Origin of the sequence: Bizionia sp. M204, assembly GCF_023205095.1 — a bacterium.
Lineage (GTDB): Bacteria > Bacteroidota > Bacteroidia > Flavobacteriales > Flavobacteriaceae > Algorimicrobium > Algorimicrobium hallyeonense.
Genome location: NZ_CP046242.1, coordinates 2,837,106 through 2,861,057 on the forward strand (window position 1 = coordinate 2,837,106; position 23,952 = coordinate 2,861,057).

The 23,952-nt window shown below is 33.7% G+C and carries 19 protein-coding genes; 11 read left to right on the forward strand and 8 right to left on the reverse strand.

The window, feature by feature from the left end:
* Positions 1–281: 281 nt before the first annotated feature.
* From GMA17_RS13140 to GMA17_RS13155, 4 genes are all read left to right on the forward strand, one after another.
* The gene (locus tag GMA17_RS13140) at positions 282–1,598 is read left to right on the forward strand and encodes a T9SS type A sorting domain-containing protein (protein ID WP_248396909.1); all 1,317 of its coding nucleotides are present in this window, start codon (positions 282–284) and stop codon (positions 1,596–1,598) included.
* Positions 1,599–1,677: 79 nt separating this feature from the next.
* On the forward strand, positions 1,678–2,112 hold the full coding sequence (gene rpiB / locus GMA17_RS13145) for a ribose 5-phosphate isomerase B (protein ID WP_248396911.1): 435 nt from the start codon (positions 1,678–1,680) through the stop codon (positions 2,110–2,112).
* Positions 2,113–2,135: 23 nt separating this feature from the next.
* The gene (locus tag GMA17_RS13150; RefSeq protein ID WP_248396913.1) at positions 2,136–3,047 is read left to right on the forward strand and encodes a cation diffusion facilitator family transporter; all 912 of its coding nucleotides are present in this window, start codon (positions 2,136–2,138) and stop codon (positions 3,045–3,047) included.
* Between the two features lie 90 nt (positions 3,048–3,137).
* On the forward strand, positions 3,138–3,581 hold the full coding sequence (locus GMA17_RS13155) for a GNAT family N-acetyltransferase (protein ID WP_248396915.1): 444 nt from the start codon (positions 3,138–3,140) through the stop codon (positions 3,579–3,581).
* On the opposite strand, the gene GMA17_RS13160 is transcribed toward GMA17_RS13155, so the two are convergent.
* The 6 genes from GMA17_RS13160 to GMA17_RS13185 form a co-directional block, all read right to left on the reverse strand.
* Positions 3,578–4,423 carry an OmpA family protein gene (locus GMA17_RS13160; protein WP_248396917.1) on the reverse strand — a complete coding sequence of 282 codons (846 nt, stop codon included), beginning with the start codon at positions 4,421–4,423 and terminating at the stop codon, positions 3,578–3,580. The genes GMA17_RS13155 and GMA17_RS13160 overlap by 4 nt on opposite strands.
* 35 nt (positions 4,424–4,458) lie before the next feature.
* On the reverse strand, positions 4,459–6,093 hold the full coding sequence (locus GMA17_RS13165) for a S41 family peptidase (RefSeq protein WP_248396919.1): 1,635 nt from the start codon (positions 6,091–6,093) through the stop codon (positions 4,459–4,461).
* Entirely contained in the window at positions 6,077–6,478 is a 402-nt protein-coding gene (gene rnpA / locus GMA17_RS13170) for a ribonuclease P protein component (protein ID WP_248396921.1), read from the reverse strand. Before rnpA ends, GMA17_RS13165 begins: the two co-directional genes overlap by 17 nt.
* Positions 6,479–6,558: 80 nt before the next feature.
* Positions 6,559–8,358, reverse strand: a complete 1,800-nt coding sequence (locus GMA17_RS13175) for a M1 family metallopeptidase (protein WP_248396923.1) — start codon at positions 8,356–8,358, stop codon at positions 6,559–6,561.
* 67 nt (positions 8,359–8,425) lie between these two features.
* Positions 8,426–10,033: a S8 family peptidase gene (locus GMA17_RS13180; RefSeq protein WP_248396925.1), complete on the reverse strand. Its 1,608-nt coding sequence runs from the start codon at positions 10,031–10,033 to the stop codon at positions 8,426–8,428.
* Positions 10,034–10,048: 15 nt separating this feature from the next.
* A complete protein-coding gene (locus GMA17_RS13185; protein ID WP_248396927.1) occupies positions 10,049–10,909 on the reverse strand; it encodes an MBL fold metallo-hydrolase in 861 nt (286 codons plus the stop codon).
* 143 nt (positions 10,910–11,052) lie between these two features.
* Between GMA17_RS13185 and GMA17_RS13190 the strand changes: the two genes are divergently transcribed.
* The 3 genes from GMA17_RS13190 (at position 11,053) to GMA17_RS13200 (ending at position 15,302) form a co-directional block, all read left to right on the forward strand.
* Positions 11,053–11,397 carry a DUF202 domain-containing protein gene (locus GMA17_RS13190; RefSeq protein ID WP_371922393.1) on the forward strand — a complete coding sequence of 115 codons (345 nt, stop codon included), beginning with the start codon at positions 11,053–11,055 and terminating at the stop codon, positions 11,395–11,397.
* Positions 11,398–11,428: 31 nt separating this feature from the next.
* Positions 11,429–13,201 (forward strand): SLC13 family permease, encoded by a 1,773-nt coding sequence (locus GMA17_RS13195; protein WP_248396929.1) that lies wholly within the window; start codon positions 11,429–11,431, stop codon positions 13,199–13,201.
* Between the two features lie 232 nt (positions 13,202–13,433).
* On the forward strand, positions 13,434–15,302 hold the full coding sequence (locus GMA17_RS13200) for a sodium:proton antiporter (protein ID WP_248396931.1): 1,869 nt from the start codon (positions 13,434–13,436) through the stop codon (positions 15,300–15,302).
* A 137-nt stretch (positions 15,303–15,439) separates the two neighbouring features.
* Here the strand turns inward: GMA17_RS13200 and lepA are convergent, their stop codons facing one another.
* Positions 15,440–17,236, reverse strand: coding sequence for a translation elongation factor 4 (lepA, locus tag GMA17_RS13205; RefSeq protein ID WP_248396933.1), 1,797 nt, complete (start codon positions 17,234–17,236; stop codon positions 15,440–15,442).
* Positions 17,237–17,386: 150 nt separating this feature from the next.
* Here lepA and GMA17_RS13210 point away from each other — a divergent pair, with 150 nt between their 5' ends.
* Positions 17,387–19,807, forward strand: coding sequence for a TonB-dependent receptor domain-containing protein (locus GMA17_RS13210; RefSeq protein ID WP_248396935.1), 2,421 nt, complete (start codon positions 17,387–17,389; stop codon positions 19,805–19,807).
* Between the two features lie 223 nt (positions 19,808–20,030).
* Here GMA17_RS13210 and GMA17_RS13215 read toward each other — a convergent pair whose 3' ends face one another.
* Entirely contained in the window at positions 20,031–21,134 is a 1,104-nt protein-coding gene (locus GMA17_RS13215; RefSeq protein ID WP_248400677.1) for a hypothetical protein, read from the reverse strand.
* A 62-nt stretch (positions 21,135–21,196) separates the two neighbouring features.
* On the opposite strand from GMA17_RS13215, the gene GMA17_RS13220 reads away from it, so the two are divergent.
* The 3 genes from GMA17_RS13220 to dusB are packed head-to-tail and all read left to right on the forward strand — an operon-like array spanning position 21,197 to position 23,863.
* Complete coding sequence (locus GMA17_RS13220; protein ID WP_248396937.1) at positions 21,197–22,420, forward strand: M28 family peptidase; 1,224 nt, start codon at positions 21,197–21,199, stop codon at positions 22,418–22,420.
* A gap of 8 nt (positions 22,421–22,428) precedes the next feature.
* Entirely contained in the window at positions 22,429–22,845 is a 417-nt protein-coding gene (locus GMA17_RS13225; protein WP_248396939.1) for a DUF4345 domain-containing protein, read from the forward strand.
* A 22-nt stretch (positions 22,846–22,867) separates the two neighbouring features.
* Complete coding sequence (gene dusB / locus GMA17_RS13230) at positions 22,868–23,863, forward strand: tRNA dihydrouridine synthase DusB (protein ID WP_248396941.1); 996 nt, start codon at positions 22,868–22,870, stop codon at positions 23,861–23,863.
* Positions 23,864–23,952 lie beyond the last annotated feature (89 nt).

Below are 23,952 nucleotides of genomic sequence, written 5' to 3' on the forward strand. Positions count from 1 at the left end.
TTTTTTGGTTTATTGGGTTGGGTTTTCACTTGAAAAAATTAATTGACTTTTAAAAATTTACCTATTAGAATTTAATGAACACTTATTAACAAGTTATGAGTTACTAAACCGGTACTTATTAATAATTTCTTGTATTAGGCAAGTAAATAATTTAAGAGTCTTGCAATCAATTAGTTATATTTTTATATATTTATACTATAAGAAATTCTCCCTCACACTAATTTCTTTATCAAGTTAAAATAGCATTATAAATTTTTACAAACGTTTTAATCCATTTTAAAATGAAAAAATGCTACACCTATTTTTTAACCACGTCTCTTTTTTTACTTTTTAGTCCATTGGTCCTGGCACAATATACCAGTATTCCAGATGCTGAATTTGAACAATTATTAATAACCGAATCTATTGATAGCGAAGGCATATTAGATGGTCAAGTTTTAAGTAGTGATTTAACTCCTGTAACAACTTTAGATATTGGAAACTCCTCGATTACGGACTTAACTGGTATTCAAGCTTTTTCCTCGCTTATAACTTTAGAAGCTATAAATTTAAATGGTTTAATCAATTTAGATGTTTCGGGATTAGCTAGTTTAGAAAGTATCAACCTCTGGTTATCTATTACCGTAAATGCATTAAATGTAACAGACTGTAGTAATTTAAAAAATTTGAATATTGCTTTTACGAGAATTTCCACATTAGATTTAAGCACTAATCCATTATTAGAAACAATAGATTTTGAGAGAAATATGTCATTATTAGATTTGGATGTAAGCGGAAAGACGAATCTTACTTTTTTATATGGAAGAGAATCTAGTATTCAAACATTAAATATTACGGGTTGTTCTGCTTTATCTTTTATTAATATTAATGAAACAACAATCAATTCATTAGATTTAAGTGGAAATACAGCTATTACCAGTTTAGGTTTTTATAGAACGGGTTTAAGAACTGTTAATTTAGCTAACTGTACTAATTTGACGTCTTTAGATTTTACTTGGAATAATTATATAAACAGTATAAATTTAACTAATTGTACGAGTGTTACTGATTTAAGTTTCAGAGACAGTTCTACTATATCGGAATTAGTCACGGATGATTTAATAAATTTAGAATCCTTAACATTCCTTAATTCAGGCGTTCCAAGTTTGGATTTACGTAATAACTCCAATTTAACGACATTAAGCTTTACTGATTCTAATATTGCATATCTTGATATAAGAAATGGAAATAACACCAATTTAGATTTATCTATTTACTATACCAATTTAAATTGTATTAGTGTAGACGATGTAGATTATGCAACCAACAATTGGCCCGATGTTGTAGATGATGTCGTTTACAGTACAGACTGCTCTACATTAAGTTTAAATGAAATTCAAACTGAATCTTTAAAATTATACCCTAATCCGAGTTCAGAATTTTTACAAATATCAGGTTTACAGCAAAATGTAAATTATAGTATTTTAGATTTTCAAGGCAAACAAATGCAATCTGGAACGCTTATACCTCAAGAAAATATTCCAATTAACTCATTACAATCAGGACTTTATTTTTTGAGAATAGATTCTGGTACCAACTTTAAATTCATTAAAAAATAACGGATATACTCAAACTATCTAAACTTAAAGATATCGGTTTATTTTTTTACCTTTAACGAGATTCTAAACGTTAAAAAAAATGAAAATATCTATAGGAAACGATCACGCAGGAACCGATTATAAACTAGCTGTTGTAAAGCATTTAGAAGCACAAGGCCATCAGGTTACTAACTACGGAACCAATTCTAATGACAGTGTAGATTATCCAGATTATGTCCATCCCGTTGCTAAAGATGTTGAAAATAAAAAAGCTGATTTTGGAATTATTATCTGTGGCTCTGGAAATGGCGCTAACATGACAGCTAACAAACATCAAGGTGTAAGGTCAGCATTATGTTGGACCAAAGAAATTACAGCATTAGCCAGACAACATAACGATGCCAATATTTTAAGTATTCCAGCACGTTATACTGCAGTTCAGCAAGCCATACAAATGGTAGATACGTTTTTAGAAACGGCTTTTGAAGGTGGCAGACACCAAAATCGCGTAGATAAAATTCCAACATCTTGCTAGTACCAATTTAAAATTGGCATAAAATGGGTCACGCGCATGCACACAATCACCAACATCCTGATTTAAGAGGTAGAAATTTATTGATTTCTATTTTTCTAAACATCCTTATTACCATAGCCCAAATTATTGGTGGTTTGGTATCTGGAAGTTTATCATTGTTAAGTGATGCGCTGCATAATTTTAGCGATGTTATTTCATTAATTATTAGTTACGTCGCTTCCAAACTTTCCAAGCAAAAAGCCTCGGCAAGTAGAACATTTGGTTTTAAACGTGCCGAAATTTTAGCCGCTTTTATAAATGCATCTACACTGGTAATTGTAGCTGTCATTTTAATAATTGAAGCTGTAAAACACTTTTTTGATCCACAGGAAATTGAATCGTCTCTTGTAATTTGGTTATCTATTGTTGCTATTTTAGGCAATGGTTTTTCGGTGTTATTACTTAAAAAGGATTCCAAATCAAACCTTAATATGCGTTCGGCTTATTTGCATCTTATTACAGATATGCTGGCAAGTGTGGCCGTTTTAATTGGTGGATTATTAATGAAATATTACCAGTTATTCTGGGTAGATAGTGTATTAACTTTTTTAATTGCCGTGTATTTAATTTGGGTTGGTTGGGATTTATTAAAAACATCCACCAAAATGATTATGCTTTTTACACCAGATCATATCAACATTCAAGAGGTGGTAAAAACAGTTAATCAGATACCAAAAGTGAAAAAATTACACCATGTTCATATTTGGAATTTAAGTGATGATGAATTGCATTTGGAAGCACATTTAGATTTATATGAAGATATATCCATAACCGAATTTGATAGCTTGTTAATAACCATAGAACAAGTTTTGCATGACGAGTTTAATATTAATCATGTTACCATTCAACCGGAATATGATAAAGCCGACCCTAAAGAAATAATTGTCCAAGATTAAATCGCTTTTTGTAATAGTTAGTTTTGTTAAAGTTATTTAAATGGAAATTACAAGTAATCCATTAATTATCACCAGAAAATCCTTTTAACGATGTTAGAAATTAAGACCAAAACATTTCAAGAATTAACACGTGATGAATTGTATCAATTACTGCAATTACGCAGTGAAGTATTTGTTGTAGAACAAGATTGTGTTTATCAAGATATTGATGGAAAAGATGATAAAGCTTTACATGTTTTAGGTTTTAAAAATAATAAAGTAGTTGCGTATACGCGTATTTTTAAACCTGGTTTTTATTTTGATGAAGCTAGTATTGGTCGTGTGGTGGTTAAAAATTCCGAACGCAAAAACCAATATGGGTACGCTATTATGAAAGCATCTATAAGTGCCATTAAAAACATCTATAACGAAACCACTATTAAAATTTCCGCACAAACGTATTTAAAAACATTCTATACTAATTTAGGATTTCAGGAAGTTGGCAAGGGGTATTTAGAAGATGGCATTCCGCATATTGGAATGGTTAAAAATTAATTTTTCCCGCCAACATAAGTCAATAATATTTCCACACGTCTGTCAAATTTTGCTTCACCACCTAAAGGAAATCTACCACGCATACCTACGTATTTCATGCGCTTTTTATCCACACCTTTTCGTGCTAAATAATCGTAAATATATTTAGCTCTGGTAACCGATAAATTCTGCTTATTGGTTGCTCTATCAACAGCATCACGACGATTTTGTGTACAACACACATGACCTTGAATGGTAAAATAAATATCGTCGCGTTCTAAAAGTGTTTCAGCAATTTTTTCTAATGTTTTTTTAGATTCCGGAAGTAGATAACTATAGCCTGTTTTAAATAAAATATTTTCTAATAAAAATTTATCTCCAGCTTTTACATCGCCTTTTATGGCTTCAGAAAAATCCTTTTTTTTAGGTTTTACTAATTCGGCTTCTGTTCTTGGGGGCGAATAGGGTTTTACACGAATTTCAACTTTGCGGTTTAAGCCACGAATTTTGGCGACATTTTCTTCATCTAAAACTTTTAGTAATACTTCGCCTTTGCCATCTACATTGGTAATTTTAGATTCATCAAACTCATTATTCGAAAAAATGGTTTTAATAGAATTGGCTCGATATTGCGAGAGTTTTAAATTATAAGAATCACTCCCCGTATCATCGGTAAAACCGTAAATGGAAATTTTTTCAATATCTAGAGATTCTATTTCGGAAAGGAATAATAGCAACCTACTTTCTTCCGTTGGTAATACCACATATTCATCCGTTTCAAAAAACACAATATGCCTGCGCTCTTCTTGCGAAAAAAGCCAGTTGAAACCAATAAAAAATAGGATGACTATTCTTGTTTTCATTACTAAAAGGGCATATAAATTTCAATATATTTAAATTATTTTAAATAACCATTATAAGTACTTGGATTCGATAATATATTGGCTGCTTTTTTAATTTCTAAATTATGAACTTTATAATAATCATACAAACCTTCACGATACACGTATCGCTTAACAATTTCATCTGTTAAAAGGGTTAATAAATCTGCTTTATTCTCATCAATAGCAAGTGCTTTGGAGTTATTTAAATTACTAATTAATGTGTTATAATCTTTTTGAATGTTATCATCTAGTTGTTCCTTTTCAGCACTTTTTAAGACCTCTTCCAAGGCTTTTTCGGTTTCGGTAACATAGGTGAAATTATTCGTGTTTAAATAGCTTTTAAAATCATTAAAATCCGCGTTGGATAATTCAAAATCAGTAACATTCAAATTTGGATGCTTGTAATAATAATCCGTTGCATAATCGAATATTAAAAAGTCGTTTTGAATAGCATTTGTAATGGCGGAATTTTCAATAACATTTAAGGTTTCATCCGGTAAAACACCACCACCATCAAAAACCTTACGGCCGTTTTTAGTTTTAAACTCGTTGTAATTATCTTTTTCGATACGTACAGCATTGTTATTATCATCACGATGCCAATAATCTAATGCTTGAATACAACGCCCAGAAGGCGTGTAATAACGCGAAATGGTAATTTTAAGTTGTGTACCATAAGACAAGGGCTTTGGTCGTTGTACAAGGCCTTTTCCAAAACTTCTAGAACCCACAATTACAGCACGATCTAAATCTTGTAAGGAACCTGAAACAATCTCACTAGCTGATGCGCTTCCCCCATTAATAAGAACCACTAATGGAATTTCCGTATCAATTGGCTCTTTTTGGGTGTAATATTCACGATTATATTTTTTGACTTTAGATTTAGTTGTTACAACCAATTGCCCTTTAGGGATAAATAGATTTACCACATTTACAGCTTCCAATAATAAACCGCCAGGATTGCCACGTAAATCTAAAATAACACGTTCGGCACCTTGTGCTTTTAAATCACGCAAGGCATAACCTGTTTGTTGGGAGGCTTTATTATTAAATTTATTTAAAACAATATAGCCTGTTTTATCATCCACCATAGAAAAATGAGGAACCGCATCAATTTCAATTTCCGACCGGGTAATTTTTGTAGTAAACTCCTTGCCTTGACGTAAGTAGGTAACATTTACTTGAGAACCGTTGGTGCCTTTTAGCAAATCGCCAGCGTCATCTTTATAATTGGCAATGACGGTGTTTTCTATTTTTATAATTTCATCACCAGCTTTTAAACCGGCTTTATCTGCCGGATAATCTTTATATGGTTCAATAATAACTAGTTTGTCTTTCATGGTGCGCACATTGGCACCAATTCCGGTATAATCACCAGTACGTCTTATTTTTTCAGCTTCTACATCTTGTTCATTGTAAAATTGGGTATAAGGATCTAAATCTTTCAGCATGCTTTTAATGGCAGTATCCATTAATTCAGCAGGATTGGTTTCATCCACATAATTCATATTAATTTCTTTATATAAGGTGGTGAAGATTTCAATTTGCTTTGCTATTTCAAAAAAATCGTTTTGAAAAGCCGAACCTGTTATGAAAACAGTGAGCGCGAAAAAGGGGATAAGGATGCGCTTTTTAAGTAATTTTTTCATTGCTAGTTTCTTTAAACGTGGTGTTTGTAAACTTTTTAAATAGTTTATTCATGGACTGCTCCACCTGAATATACGTTGGTTTACTGCTACCAATGTACAAAATCATAAACGCATAAGATGTTGTAATGTTGTTAAAATATGTGGTTTTGTTTAATCTATATGCTTCACGCATCAAGCGTTTAATGCGGATCCTATCCACTGCTTTTTTAAAGTATTTTTTGGATACGGAAACGCCTGTTTTTATTGGAGTATCTGCATCATCGGGCGAAGTTTCCATATAAACCATACGAAATGGATACGCAGAAACCGATTGCCCTTTGGTAAAGAGTTTATCTATCAGTTTTTTACTTTTTAATTTTTCGTGTTTGTTGTAGGTTCTATCCATGCCGTTTCAAAGGTACAAAGTAAGCATAAAAAAAAGCTGCTTTTAATAAAAAAGCAGCTTTTTGAATACTTTAAAAAAAATTATTTCTCCAGTTTATTATTCTCACGATTAACATCTGCAACCCATTGTTTTGGGTCTATTTCAACAGACTTTACGGCTTTTGAAACTTCAAACGTGTAGTTTGGATTTGCCCAAGCCCAATCTGCAATAATAGTAGCTTCTGTTGGTTTTTCACCACGCATCATTTGTAGCGGAATATAAAAATCTTCGGTTGTACCATCGGTATAGGTAACCGTTAAATCTATAGGCATTGGCATAATATCAATCCGCTCTATAGAAATGGTTTTACCCTCAAAACTTTTCACCGCATAGTCAATGGTATTGGTGGTTTGTGCAAAATCAATTAAATACCAATCCAATTCCAAATCCGTTACTTTTTCAGCTGTACGAATAATATCTAGTGGTGTTGGGTGCTTAAATTTAAAATCATTAAAATATTTTTTAATGGTTTTACTTAAATTGTCTTCACCAATAATGTAACCCAATTGTGATAAAAACACAGAACCTTTACTGTATGCTGAAATACCATAAGCCTGATTATAAGCATAACGATCTGCATGCGTTGTTAATGGTTGCTCTTTATCAGATTTTGCTAAAAACAAATAGCTTCTATAAGATCCTGAAGTAGGATGGTCATTGCCTTCATTCATCACTTCATTCATGGCGTAATCACTGTAATAACTTGTAAACCCTTCATCCATCCATTCATGTTTAGTTTCGTTAGTTGCTAATAAAAACTGAAACCAAGTATGTGCTAATTCGTGTGCCGTAACACCAACTAAACTTCCAAACGAACGATTTCCAGTTATTAAAGTACCCATAGCATACTCCATACCGCCATCACCACCTTGAATAACCGAGTATTGCTTGTATGGATAGTCTCCAATATGCTCACTGAAATATTGCATTAAAGCAACTGTTTTAGGTTGTAATTTTTTCCAAAAATCTAATTTTTCGGCATCCAGTGTGTTTTTGTAGTAAAAATGCAATAATGGTCCATCAGGAACTTGCATGGTATCGTGAATATAATCAGGATCTGCAGCCCACATAAAATCGTGAACTTGCGGAGCTATAATATGAATGGTTTTTTTATTTCCTTTTATTTTCACGTCTTCTTGCTGATAGCCTGTACTACCAACCACGTAATTTTTATCAATGGTTAATTTAACATCAAAATCGCCCCAAACACTGTGAAACTCACGTCCAATGTAGGGATCGGCATGCCAGCCTTCAAAATCATATTCAGCTAATTTTGGATACCATTGCACCATAGATAAGGCTACACCTTCTGCGCTATTTCGACCAGAACGACGAATTTGAACAGGTACTTGACCATCAAAATCCATATCAAATGTTACAGATTCTCCTGGTTGAATAGGTTTTGCTAAATCTACTTCTAGAACCGTACCAACGGTTTCATGTTTTAATGTTGTTCCATTTTGCTTTAATGAATTGACTTTTATATACCCAATTTCGTTAGGTTGTAGTTTACTTATTCTATCGCCAACACGTCTGTCTGGATCTGAAATAGTTCTAGAACGTATATCCATTTCACTACCTGGTTGAAAAGCATTGAAATATAAATGATAATATACGCGGTTTAAAACATCGGGTGAATTATTGGTGTATACTAATTTCTGTTTACCTTGGTATTGAAAGGATTCCACATCCATATCAATTTCCATTTTATAGTCAACATGTTGTTGCCAATAATACGGGTCGTTGGATTTTTCTACTGAATTTTGCGCTTCTACTTGACTGGTTGTACCACAAGCTAATAGAAGACCTAAACAGCATACGGAAAGCATGATTTTTTTCATAATACGTAAAATTTAAGTAAAAAAAATCCCATCGGTTTAGGATGAGATTTTTTTTGTTATAAAATAATTATTTCATCTGGCTAGCCATGATTAGTGCGTTGTAAGCATTGACCATTTTACCTGATTTTGTTAAATCGCCAAATGGTCTAACATCAGTAGCTTCACCACCAACAATAACCTTTGTTTTAACAGCAATTCCAGAATCTAAAATCACTTGCTTAACTTGTTCTGCAGATAATTTTGGATAGTAAGAACGAATTAAAGCAGCAACTCCAGCAACTGCAGGAGCAGCCATTGATGTTCCACCTTTAGTATCGTATTCATTTTCTGGTGTTGCAGAATATACTTTAGCTCCTGGCGCAAAAACATCTACATTTATTTTTCCGTAGTTAGAAAAACCAGCAACCATACCAGAACCATATTTAGGCTCTAAAGCACCCACTGTAATAAAGGTTTTTGATACTTCTGGACCTGTTCCAATGGCATCATTTGGAAATACATCTTTAGTATCTATATCTATACCTTCGTTTCCTGCAGCATTAATAAAAAGCACGTCATTATCACTTGCATATTTAATAGCATCACGAACCCAGTCACTGTGAGGTGAGTAATATTTTCCAAAACTTCCGTTTATAATTTTAGCCCCATTGTCAACAGCATAGCGAATTGCTAATGCAATATCTTTGTCATATTCGTCGCCATTTGGTACAGCGCGTAAACTCATAAGTTCAACGTTGTTTGCCACACCGTTTGCACCTAAACCGTTATTACGTTCTGCAAGAATTATAGCTGCAACGTGCGTACCATGACTTTCACCTTTTTCAGAAGGCATAACGTTGCCATTTCCGTAACCTACATCTGATAAATTGTCTGGATCATCACCAGTTGTTCTACCTTTTAAGTCTTTATTTAAGTTTACATTTACTTGATCCGTAAAATAATCAACACCACCTTTAATAGCTTTTAATGCAGCTTCTGAATTTTCTAAACCATTAGCATACATGTTTTGTAACATGGCAGCAGCTTGTTTTACATCTGCTTTATCAGTATCAATAGCAGCAACTTCTTCTTTGGTATAATCTTCTTTTCCTAAATGCTTAGAAATCGTTTCGTCAGATGTTTTAACCATTTGATAAATTTGGTCATAACGTTCCTTGTTAGCTACGGCTTCTTGGTATTTCTCTTCATATTCTGCTAAAGCAGCATCATATTGTGGATTTGATTTATCGCCTTTTACAATAATTCTTACAAATTCCAATTGTTCATCATAAGCATCGCCTAAAAAGTTCCAACCATGAATATCATCAATGTATCCATTGTTATCATCATCAATTCCGTTTCCAGGAATTTCATTTTTGTTGGTCCAAAGTACACCAGCTAAATCTTCGTGCTCAATATCAATTCCAGAGTCGATAACAGCTACAATTACCGTTTCGCCTTTTTTATTTTTAATGATTTCAGCATAGGCTTTATCTACACTCATACCAGGAATGGTATCTGTTACAAGGTCTAAATGTCCCCAATTTTGCTTTTCAGCTTCTGTAAGATCACTGACTTTTAACGGTACTGTATCAATGTTTTCAATAGGTGTCGATAAAACTTCGGCACCACCACCACAACTGGTCATTACTACAGCAGTACAGGCTGTAAATACAAATGATTTAATAAATTTCATGTTTAAAATATAAGTTTAGTTAAAAATTTCATTACAGGTAAAAACGTCTTGTAATCGCACGCCTTTTTCTGTGTTTTTTACTGTAATAATTTCATTATGTGCGTCGTGCTCCAAAAATAGGTAATAATTATTATCTGCTGCCATTTTCAGAAATTTTTCTTTTTCATCTAATGTCAGTAATGGTCTTGTATCATAACCCATTACAAAGGGTAGTGGAAGGTGTCCTGCGGTTGGTAGCAAATCTGCCATAAAACAAATGGTTTTTCCTTTGTATTGAATCATTGGAATCATTTGTTTATCGGTATGGCCATCGGCATAAAAAATATCGAAACCTAATTCGGAATTCCGCTGAATATCACCATGTGGAACTGGTGTAAATTTTAATTGTCCACTGTTTTTAATAGGTTCAATATTTTCTTTTAAAAATGATGCTTTTTCACGATTGTTGGGTTTTGTTGCCCAATTCCAATGGTCATTATTACTCCAAAAATGTGCATTTTTAAAAGCCGGTTCGTAGTCAGTTTTGTCTTTATTCCATTGAATACTTCCACCACAATGGTCAAAATGTAAATGCGTCATGAAGACATCGGTTATATCATCCCGATGAAACCCGTATTGTTTTAATGATTTATTAATGGAGTCATTTCCCCATAAATAGTAATAGCCAAAAAATTTATCACTTTGTTTGTCACCCATTCCTGTATCAATAAGCGTGAGTTTATTGCCGTCTTCAATTAATAAACAACGTGCAGCAATATCAATCATGTTATTGGCATCTGCAGGATTGGTTTTTTGCCAAAGCGATTTTGGTACCACGCCAAACATAGCACCACCATCAAGTTTAAAATTACCGGAATTTATAGGATATAATTTCATAAGCATGCAAATTACGAATTCATGCCATATTACTGAAAATTATGCACTGATATTAGAAGTTTTTTAACATTTAAAAATGTAAAGAAGATTTGGGTTTTATTTGTTGCTGTGAAAAATTACTCTAATTTTATAAAAAGGAAATTATGAAAACACCATCACCATTAAAGATTAAAAATATGAAATTACTCCGTTTTGGTCGTGATTTTAAACCAGATAGTGAGGTGATTTTAAGAGATTATTTAGCCATAGAACGCACGCGTCTTGCCAATGAACGCACCTTATTATCTTATATCCGATCGTCTTTATATTTACTATTAGGTGGTATTGCCTTTTTACAATTGAAAGATTTTCCAGATTTTCAATATTTAGCTTTACTTTCACTGGTATTTAGTGCGCTATTTTTAATTATTGGTGTCTATCGTTTTGTATTATTAAAAAAGAGCCTGAAACGCTTATATTACATGTCTGAATCTCAGAATGATGATTAATTTTATGTAAAAATACTTAATACGTTGCCTTATGAGTATGGATCTCATGATTACGTTTGCCATAATAATTATTGGTGTCTTTCTTTTTGTAAAGGATTATTTTTCTATTGATACCACCTCTATTTTAATTATGGCATTATTTATTGTGGCTGGTGTTTTAAATCCTGAAGAAGGCTTTTCAGGTTTTAATCATCCAGCAACGATAACTTTGGGATGTATTTTTGTTGTAAGTGGCGGTGTTTTTCATTCCGGTATTTTGGATGGGTTGAGTTATAAAATTATTAAACTAGCCAAAATTCATTACGTTGTAGCATTGGTTGTTTTTTGCGTTATAACGGCTTTATTTTCTGCGTTTATAAATGATACGGCTGTCGTAGCATTAATGTTACCCATAGCATTAACCGTATGTCGGGAAACTGGAATTAGTCCAGGAAGATTACTCATGCCTATTTCCTTTGCAGCACTTTTTGGTGGTACGTGTACGCTTATTGGTACCTCAACAAATATATTAGTAAGTAGCTATGCCAAACAATATGGGTTGGAGCCATTTGGTATGTTCGAGTTTAGTCAAGCTGCCCTATGTTTATTGGTTGTTGGTTTTCTGTATATTTTTTTAATTAGTCCTTTATTACTTCCTAAAAATAAAAAACCCGATGCGTTAACGCTTGAAGCCAAGGAGTATATTACAGAATTAATGGTAGCGGAAGATTGTAGCGATATTAATAAACTAATTTCCGAAACCGCTCTTACAAATGATTATAAAATATCCGTTCTTTCTATATTAAGGGATGGCTATTTGTTATACGATTTAAACCCGGAAACCACCATCAAACAAGGCGATATTTTGAAGGTGATGCTTCCGCCTCAAACAATTAACAGGTTGTTAGATATTAAGGGATACCAAGTTGAAGGCAGCCAGCGAATTAAAACGGCAGAAGATTCGTCTGAAGCATATAATATTTATGAGGTTATTATCCCGGTTGGATCACCATTAGCGGAAGGGACTTTAAAATCCATGCGATTTAATAGAACGTACAACATGGCGGTTTTAGCTATCAGGCAACGTGGTGATGTATTATTAGATAAACTAACGTCCATTCATTTAAAAGAAGGCGATATGTTATTGGTTCTGGGAAGCAAGGCGGAACTTCAAAATTTAGAAAATCAAAAATTGGTGGTTACACTTTCTGAATATGAAAAGAAAAAAACCAATTATAAAAAAGCCATTCCGGCGGTTTTAATAGGAGTAGGTGTGGTTTTAGCGGCATCGTTAAATATTACTACTATATTAATAAGTGCTATGATAGGTGCTTTATTAATGGTTTTAACGGGTATTTTAAAACCTAAAGAAGCTTATCAAGCCGTAGAGTGGAAGGTTATTTTTATGATGGCTGGTGTCTTATCCATGGGAACAGCTTTAGAAAAAACAGGAGGTGCCACATTAATTGCTGATTTTATAGAGAAAACATTGGGTCAATACGATGCACATATTACCCTAAGTCTTTTGTTTTTAGTTTCATTTATTTCCACCAATTTAATTTCAAGCAAAGCTACAGCGGCATTAATGACACCTGTAGTAATTAGTTTGGCAGCCCTCATGGAGGTTAGTGAACGGCCCTTTTTGGTTGCTGTTATGTTTGCCTGTTCTTTAACATTTATGACACCCATGAGTTATCCCACAAACACCATGGTTTATGCACCTGGAAATTATAAATTCAATGATTTTTTAAAAGTAGGAACACCCTTAAACATTATAATTTGGATAGCAGCATCGTTTATAATTCCCTATTTCTTCCCATTTTAAAGTGCCCTTTTTGTCAGTTTTATAAAATTCTATTCCTAAAAAATTTATTCACGTTGAATAAAAAACCTTATTTTACCATCAAATTTAAAATAGAAGCGCTGTGATGGTGTGGCTTTTTTAAATAAACAATTAAATTGCTTTATGTTTAATATTATAATTTTTAATTGTTTTTATGTTAGGTTTTATGCTAAATACGACCTTTAAACCTTGAATTAGAAAAACAAAATACTATATGTTAGAATTAGGCGGAATTATCATTTTAGGAATTTTAGCACAATGGGTAGCGTGGAAATTAAAAATCCCAGCTATTTTACCTTTAATTTTAATTGGTTTATTAGTTGGGCCAATTGCTGCCGAATTTTTATCCGAAGATGGTACCAAATGGATTGAACCACGATGGAATGGTGAAGAAGGTCTATTTCCGGGCGAAAGTTTATTTTACTTTGTATCCCTTGCTATTAGTATTATTCTTTTTGAAGGTGGTTTAACCCTGCGGATGGGTGAAATTAAAAACGTAGCGCCGGCCATTACAAAATTAATTACCATTGGTTCCATTGTTACATTTTTTGGTGCAGCTGTGGCGGCTCATTATATATTCTATTTAAGTTGGGAGATTTCATTCCTATTTTCAGCGTTAATTATAGTTACAGGACCAACCGTTATTACTCCAATCTTAAGAAATATTCCACTTAAAAAAGATGTTTCCGCGGTTCTAAAATGGGAAGGTATTTTAATTGATCCTATTGGTGCTCTGGTTGCCGTTTTGGTTTTCGAATTTATTAGTGTGGATGCAGGTGGTGAGTACACCAAAACAGCATTTATTGAGTTTGGTAAAATTGTATTATTTGGATTTACTTTTGGATTTACTTTTGCACATGCGCTTAATATTATAATGAATAAAAAGTGGATACCACATTATTTAATGAATGTTTTCGCGCTAGCTGCTGTTTTAGGCGTTTTTATATTAGCTGATATTTTTGCACATGAATCTGGACTATTAGCCGTAGTTGTTATGGGAATGGTTTTAGGTAACTCTAATTCACCATACTTAAAAGAGCTTTTATACTTTAAGGAATCTTTAAGTATCTTGTTAATTTCTATATTATTTATTCTATTGGCTGCTAATATTAATTACCAGGAATTGCTGTTAATTTTCAACTGGAATACGGTTCTTCTTTTTGCTATTGTTGTCTTTGTTTTAAGGCCAATTGGCGTGTTTATTAGTTCGCATGGATCAAATTTAAAACTCAACGAAAAACTTTTTATTAGTTGGGTAGGACCACGCGGTATTGTTGCCGCAGGTATTGCGTCTTTATTTGGACTAAAATTAGCAAGCGATGGTGTTCCAGGCGCTGAATACATAACACCTTTGGTGTTTATGATTGTTTTAGGGACCGTTTTATTAAACGCAACAACCGCAAGAATGTTTGCTCAAATGGTTGGTGTATTTTTAAATAAATCAGAAGGTGTTTTAATAGTTGGTGCTTCTAAAGTGTCTAGATTGCTTGGGCATTATTTGGAGTCTCGTGGCCGTCATGTTGTGCTTATTGATAGTAATCAAAACAATATTGCAAAGGCTAAAGAATTAGGGCTTGAAGCAATAAACACCAATATTTATTCTGATAAATTAATGGATAATATTGAACTAAATGCCATGGGATATTTAATGGCGTTAACAGGCAGTTCCGATATTAATAAATATGCTATTAATAAATTTAGTAAGCTATATGGAGAAAATGGCTCTTTTAGGCTTTTAACTTCTACAGAAACTCTAGAAACAGATCTTGTACCAGGTGAAGGTTTATTTTCTCATACCACAGATTATAGCACGTTAGTTTCAGTTACTAATAAATATCCATCTATTTTGGAAATTCCTTTAGAGGGAAGAGAACATTATGAGGAATTGTTAAAAATAACCAATGCGGACGAAGAGATTATTCCGTTGTTTTTAAAAGATTTAAATAATCAACTGATAATAATAGGTTCTGAAAACTTGAAATTAGAAGATATTAAACCGAAATGGGAACTTGTTTACCTTGGGAAACCTATTGATGTTGAGAAATTGAACGGTAAAGCAAAGGTTAATCAAGAAGAAGGTTAAAAGTTTTGAATCTTACCAGAATGCTTGCTAAAAGGTGAAGGTAGGACTCCACAAATCTGTATAATTTTCAAAAAAAAAGACGCACCTTATGGTGTGTCTTTTTTAGTTTCAATATAGTTTTCCTTACTAAAATATGGTTAATCGTTCAGTTTTAAAACAGCCATAAACGCTTGTTGTGGAATTTCTACATTACCAACTTGTCTCATACGTTTTTTACCTTTCTTTTGCTTTTCTAATAACTTACGTTTTCTAGAAATATCGCCGCCATAACATTTTGCCGTTACATCTTTACGAAGAGCTTTTACGGTTTCACGCGCAATAATTTTGGCTCCAATAGCGGCTTGTATTGGAATATCAAATTGCTGACGAGGAATTAATTCTTTCAACTTTTCACACATTTTCTTTCCAATATGGTGTGCATTATCCGCATGGATTAAGGCAGAGAGCGCATCAACTGGTTGGGCATTTAATAACACATCTAGTCGTACTAATTTGGAAACTTTCATACCAATTGGCGAATAATCAAAAGAGGCATATCCTTTAGAAACTGTTTTTAAACGATCGTAGAAATCGAAAACAATTTCGGCTAAAGGCATTTCAAACGTTAATTCAACACGTTCTGGCGTTAAATATGTTTGGTTAATAATCATTCCACGTTTCTCAATACACAAACTCATAACGTTACCTACAAAATCTGCTTTGGTAATAATGGTTGCTTTTATAAAAGGCTCTTCAACACGGTTTACAGTTGTTGGTTCTGGTAAATCACTAGGATTATTAACCACAAAAGGCACATTGGGCTCTTTATTAGTAAATGCGTTGTACGAAACGTTAGGAACCGTTGTAATAACCGTCATGTCAAACTCACGCTCTAAACGTTCTTGGATAATTTCCATGTGTAACATGCCTAAAAATCCACAACGGAAACCAAAACCTAAGGCTGCTGAACTTTCTGGTTGAAATACCAAAGAGGCATCATTAAGCTGCAGTTTTTCCATGGAATTTCTTAACTCTTCATAATCTTCCGTATCAACAGGATAAATACCTGCAAAAACCATTGGTTTTACATCTTCAAACCCTTCAACAATATTGGTTGTAGGATTGGCAAAATCTGTAATAGTATCACCAACTTTTACTTCTTTGGCGGTTTTTATTCCGGTAATTAAATAACCAACATCTCCAGCTTTAACACTTTGTTTTGGAACTTGATTTAATTTTAAAGTACCCACTTCATCCGCAAAATATTCTTTTCCTGTTGCAACAAATTTAATTTTTTGACCCTTTTTAATTTCACCATTAAATACTCTAAAATAGGTTTCAATTCCTCTAAATGTGTTGTATACGGAATCGAAAATCAAAGCTTGTAGTGGTGCATTAACATCGCCTTTTGGCGCTGGAACACGTTTTATAATAGCTTCTAAAATATTTTCAATACCAAAACCTGTTTTTCCGCTGGCATGAATTACGTCACTAGGATCGCAACCAAGAAGGTCAACAATATCGTCAGTTACTTCTTCCGGATTGGCACTTGGTAAATCTACTTTATTCAATACGGGAATAATCTCTAAATCATTCTCTAAAGCTAAATATAAATTAGAAATGGTTTGTGCTTGAATACTTTGTGCAGCATCAACAATTAACAAGGCACCTTCACAGGCCGCAATAGAACGTGAAACTTCATATGAGAAATCTACGTGTCCTGGTGTATCAATAAGATTCAAGACGTATTTTTCTCCTTCATATTCATAATCCATTTGTATGGCGTGCGACTTGATGGTAATACCACGTTCGCGTTCTAAATCCATACTATCTAAAAGTTGTGCTTGTTGTTCGCGTGCTGTTACGGAACCAGTAGCATCCAATAAACGATCTGCTAAGGTGCTTTTTCCGTGATCAATATGTGCAATAATGCAAAAATTTCTAATGTTCTTCATAACCTGTTATCTAGCATGGTAACTAATTGGCAAATATAATTGTTTTATTATGCATTAAATATATATAACAAATAATCTTAATATATTATTTACGGGAAAACCGTAATTCCAAGTGGAAAAGTCTTTTTATATTGCGATTCCAAAATATTTATGATGAATAATAAGTTATTTTTCACACTCATTATCTTTACTTTATATAGTTCTTTTTCTGCTTTTTCGCAAAATTTTTCAGTTTCGGGAAAATTAATCGATCTGCAAAAACAGCCAATAGCTTATGCTAATATTTTGTTGCTTTCTAGTCAGGATTCTACCGCAGTAAAAGGCACGACGACTTTAGATGACGGTTCATTTATTATAGAAAATGTGTCAACCGAAAACTATACTCTTAAAATAAGTTTTGTGGGTTTTAAGGACGTTTTACTACCAATTCAAGTCATAAATACGGATTTAGTTATTCAAAATATTACCTTGGAAGAAGCTGCTGAAGCTCTTAATGAAGTTTCTATTTTGGCCAAAAAACCAACGCTAAAAAAAGAAGTAGATCGTTTGGTTTTTAGTGTTGCCAATACCGCTTTAAGTGAAGGTAATATGAAAGACGTTTTAAAAAGTACGCCTAGCGTTTTAATTCTAGATAATAGCTTAACCGTCAGAAATGCGAAACCTACTGTTTATATTAACGATCGAAAAATACACTTAACAGATGCTGAATTATTACAGTTATTAGAAGGTACACCAGCAAATTCTATTAAATCCATTGAAGTTATTACCAATCCATCAGCAAAATATGATGCCGAATCGGGTGTGGTTTTAAATATTGTTATGACTAAAAGTTTAGCAACGGGTTATAATGGAACTGCCTTTGCAAACTATACTCAAGGTACTTATGCGAGATACAATGCTGGAATTTCTAATTTTTATAAAACCGATAAAATAAACGTCTTTGCAAGCTATAGTTATACGGATTCTAAAATTGCACGTGTAAGTAATGAGCGCGTTAATTTTAGAGATAATACAGGTGTTTACCAGCGCTGGTATTCCGATGTGGACCGAACAACATGGTCTCAAACACACACTGTAAATACGAATTTCGATTATTTTATAAACGAAAAAAATACCATAAGCTTTTCTGCTAATTTACTGTATTTACCAGAATTTGAATACATCACGAAAGGACATACAGATGTGTTGGATCCCGCTTATAATCGTCTTTATAATTTTGACACTGAAAATGATTCCGATGATGATAAGTATAACTTCGGATTCGATTTAGATTATGATTTGGAGTTTGATAATGGTAGTAGTTTATCCTTAAATACACATTTTACAGCCTATGATTACCATCGTGATCAACGTGTTCAAAGTCTCTATAAAGAAGTAAATAACAATTTTGATTATCGGAATTTATTTAACACCACATCCGATCAGAATACCTTGATAAATACCGTTCAAGCGGATTATAGTTTACCAATAAATGAAACAACATCATTTGATGTTGGTGCCAAAGCATCTTTTGTAAATACGGATAGCCAATTAAACCAATTAAACCTTCAAGGCTCTAGTTTTGTTTCTGATGTTACCAATACTAATGCGTTTGAATACAATGAAAGCGTACTAGCAGCCTATGCTAGTTTTGATAAAAGCTGGGACAAGTTGAGTCTAAGTTTTGGTTTACGTGTGGAACAAACAGATACCGAAGGAAAATCTATTGTGACTAATAGCACGATGTCTCAAGATTATTTTGAATGGTTTCCAACCGCCAATATTAGCTACCAAGCTTCTGAAAAAATAAGTGTGTACTCCAATTACAACCGTAGTATTTCAAGGCCAGATTTTCAATCTTTAAATCCGTTTAAGTTTTTTCTAAACGACAATACCATAGTCACTGGAAATCCTAATTTACAACCAGCCATTACCGATCATTTTGTAATAGGCGCTTCTTTAAACGACAGTTTTTTTGTAGAAGCCTATTATAAAGATATTGATGCAAATTCCATGGAATTACCACTTCAAGATAACGTAAATAACTTATTGATTTATACACCTACCAACTTGGCAGGAACCAGAGAATATGGTTTTGATTTTGTAGGTATTTTTGATATTACAGATCGTTGGAACGTGTATGCTGTAACCTCATTTTATAATATGCGGGAAGAAATAACTATTAATAACGAAGCGCTAGAAATGGATAGATGGTCCAACTATTCCGTGTTGAGTAACTCCTTAACATTTTTAGAAGACAACAGTCTGTCTGCTAATTTTTCGTTGGTTTATGTTAGTAAAAACCAACAAGGATTCCAGACTATAGAATCTCTGCTGTTTTCAGATTTAGTCATTAAAAAAACCATTTTAAATAATAGAGGTTCTTTGGCATTAACGTTTTCTGATTTATTTAATACGCAAAACTACACCATTACAAGTCGCTATTTAAATCAAGATAATTCACGAAACTTAAATCAAGACAATAGGTATGTAAAATTAGGGTTTACTTACAAATTTGGTAATACGGGATTAAGTACCAACCAACGGACTAAAGAACGCGAAGAACGTGATAGGTTGGAGAAAGGTGAGTAAGTTAATTCTATTCCCAATAGATAATCCTTCTAGTCTTGCCATTCTGCAATATGGTATCGAAATAAAACTATTTCAGAACAGCAATCCTTCTAGCCTTGCCATTCTGCAACAAACAAATTCGTATCATCCTAGGTGTATTTCAGAATCGAAATCCTGTTAGTCTTGCCATTCTGCAATAAACAAATTCGTATCATCCTAGGTGTATTTCAGAATCGCAATCCTTCTAGTCTTGCCATTCCGCAATAAACAAGTTGGTATCGCGTCCACTTCCATTATTTCTATTAGAGGAGAAAATAAGTTTCTTCCCATCATTAGAAAAAACAGGAAAGGCATCAAAGGTTTCACTATGTGTTACACGTTCTAAATTCTTCCCATCAATATCAATTAAATACAAGTTAAACGGAAAACCACGAGGAGATTCAAAGTTAGACGAAAACAAAATTTTCTCACCACTTGGATGAAAAAACGGACTCCAATTAGCATTTCCTAAATCGGTTAGTTGGCGTAAATCGCTACCATCTGCATTACAGATATATAATTCCATTTCGGTTGGTTGTACCAAACCTTCGGCTAATAAATCTTTGTATTCTTTGATTTCTTCATCCGTTTTTGGTCTAGAGGAACGGAAAATAAGTTTAGTGCCATCTGGAGAGAAAAAGGCACCGCCATCATAACCCAATTCAAACGTAATTTGCTTCACATCACTTCCATCAATATTCATGGTGTATAATTCTAAATCACCACTTCTGTCAGATGTAAACACAATTTTATCACCTTTTGGCGAAACCGTAGGTTCGGCATCATAGCCTTTTTCATTGGTTAATTGTGCGGTTATATTACCTTCTAAATCGGCTAAAAAAATATCATAAGTATCATAAATTGGCCAAATATACTTGCCGTTTTTACGTAATGGTGTATCTGGACAATCATCGGCACCTAAATGTGTGGATGCGTAAATAATATGCTTGTTATCTGGTAAAAAATACGCACATGTTGTACGCCCTTTTCCCGTGCTTACCATAGGTGGTATGTTATCCTTAAAAGTTTCATCCACGTTCATTAAAAACATCTGATCGCATTTTACATCCCAAGCTGTATTATTGGATTGAAATACCAATTGCTTATCATCAAAACTCCAATAGGCTTCGGCATTATCGCCACCAAAAGTTATTTGTTTTAAACTTTTAAAATGGGTTTCTTCAGGATATATTAAGGTGTCAGCCCATTTCGTTGCACCAGATTCGGCATCAGGATTTTCACCCTTATCGGATTTGCAAGAAACAGTTAATACAATGGTTAATAAGCAGAAATAGAAAAATGGTTTCATCATGTGTTCTTATAAAAAAGTGGCAATTATTACGTAATTTCGCCAAAAATAACATTATTAATATGAAGAAAATAGCGTTACTCGTTCTTTTTATATCGTTACTAGGTTGTAAAAAGCACTATACTCCTGAAAATAAAATCAAAGAAGACGTCACTTTTTTAGCCGATGATAAATTAGAAGGTCGCGAAACGGGCACCAAAGGTGAACAGGAAGCGGCTGCATATATTGTGAAGCGTTTTGAAGAAATGGGTATTACTGGAAAAGGAACCAATAATTATTATCAGACCTTTACCTTCAAGCCAAAGAATGATCCACACGGTGAAGTTTCTTACACGGAAAACAGCCAAGACAGTACCATTACCGGAACCAACGTTTTAGGCTATATTGATAATCAAGCCGAAAACACCATCATTATTGGTGCGCACTATGATCATTTAGGTTATGGCGCTCAAGGTTCACTACATAAAGGTGAAAGAGCCATTCATAATGGTGCTGATGATAATGCCAGTGGTGTGGCTGTTATGTTGGATTTGGCAGGGAAATTAAAAGGTGTTAATAAAGCAAATAACTATTTGTTTATGGCGTTTTCAGGTGAAGAAATGGGCTTATTAGGTTCTAATTATTTCGCCAAAAACCCGACAATAGATAGTAAAGCAGTGAGCTATATGATTAATATGGATATGGTTGGTCGTTTAAAGCCAGATAGCACATTAGCGGTTTATGGGACAGGAACGTCACCTATTTTCAAGCAAGTTTTAAGTTCACATAATGATAAGTTTAAATTAATTGAAAATGAATCTGGTGTTGGCCCAAGCGATCATACCTCGTTTTATTTAATTGATATTCCCGTTTTACATTTTTTCACAGGTCAGCACGAAGATTATCACAAACCTGGCGATGATTCTGAAAAGTTGAATTACGAAGGCATGGAGACCATTTCCAATTATATCTTTGATGTAATTACCGATTTAAACGACAATGGTAAATTAGCGTTTAGAAAAACCAAAAATGAAAGCGAAGAAACACCACGATTTAAAGTCGGTTTAGGTGTTGTTCCAGATTATTTATATGATGGTGAAGGCATGCGTATTGATGGTGTAAGCGAAGATAAACCAGCGCAAAAAGCCGGTTTACAAAAAGGGGATGTGGTCATTAAATTAGGCGATAGTACGGTAACAAACATGATGAGTTATATGCGTGCTTTATCAGTTTTTGATTCTGGCGATAGCACAAAAGTAACCGTAAAAAGAGATGGAAAACCATTAGAAGTGAATTTAAACTTTTAAGCTACTAGATGCAATTCAACAAACAGGAATTTATAGCAAAAATACACCTACTTATATCCGTGTCTATTGTTGTTCCTGTATCCATTATTTATGGATTTAACCCAGAATTGCAGTTTGATATTCATTTAAACACCATTGACGAGCATAATTTTTTTAAAGCCATTATGGGACTTTATTTAGGGTTTTCGGCCTTGTGGATTTTAGGCGTTTTTAAATCGGAGTATTTAAAAATAGCACTTGTTTCCAATTGTATTTTTATGTTGGGTTTAGGCTTTGGTCGTTTAATGAGTTATTTTTTAGATGGTATGCCAACATTTGGCTATCAATTTGGAACCATTGCCGAATTATTCCTCGGATGTTATGGCTTATGGGTTTTGAGAAATCATAACTGCAACAATTATATTGATAATTATAAAAAGGCGTAATTTTGCCTAAAATTATAAACACTTGGTAAAAATAGGTAACATAGAACTTCCAGACTTCCCACTGCTTTTAGCACCAATGGAAGATGTCAGCGATCCACCATTTCGCGCTTTATGTAAAGAGCAAGGTGCTGATGTGGTGTATACGGAATTTATTTCTAGTGAAGGCTTAATTCGTGATGCTGCAAAAAGTATCATGAAATTAGATATTTACGAAAAGGAACGTCCTGTTGGGATTCAAATATTTGGAGCCAATTTGGAAAGTATGTTGCAGACCATTGATATTGTTGAAAAATCGAATCCCGATATCATTGATATTAATTTTGGGTGTCCCGTGAAAAAAGTGGTGAGTAAAGGAGCAGGCGCTGGTATTTTAAAAGATGTTTGCCTCATGGAACAACTCACTGCCGAAATGGTGAAACGCACCAATTTACCTGTTACTGTAAAAACCCGTTTGGGTTGGGATCATGATTCTATTCGTATTTTAGAAGTTGCAGAACGCTTGCAAGATGTGGGTTGTGCTGCCATATCTATTCATGGCCGGACACGTGCACAAATGTATAAAGGTCATGCCGATTGGACGCCAATTGCTGCCGTGAAAAATAATCCGCGTATGCACATTCCTGTTTTTGGAAATGGCGATGTAGATACACCGGAACGTGCCATGGAAATGCGTGATGTTTATGGTTTAGATGGCTGTATGATAGGTCGTGCAACCATAGGAAACCCTTGGTTTTTTAAGCAGGTGAAGCACTTTTTTAATACAGGCGAACATTTGGCACCAATTTCATTGGAAGAACGTGTAGATGCCGCCAGACGTCATTTACAAATGGCTATTGATTGGAAAGGTGAAAAATTAGGTGTTTTTGAAACCAGACGTCACTATACCAACTATTTTAAAGGCATTCCAAATTTTAAAGAATACCGTATGAAAATGGTAACTAGTGATGATGCTGTGGATGTTTTCGCTGCTTTTGATGCCGTTTTAGATACGTTTTCAGGCTACGAATTTGCTCAATAACATAGTATTCTAAAGGTTCTGTTTAATAGTATTCTCATTTAGGATTCAAATGGTTAAAAATATATGATTTGTTTTAAGCTTCCTAAACA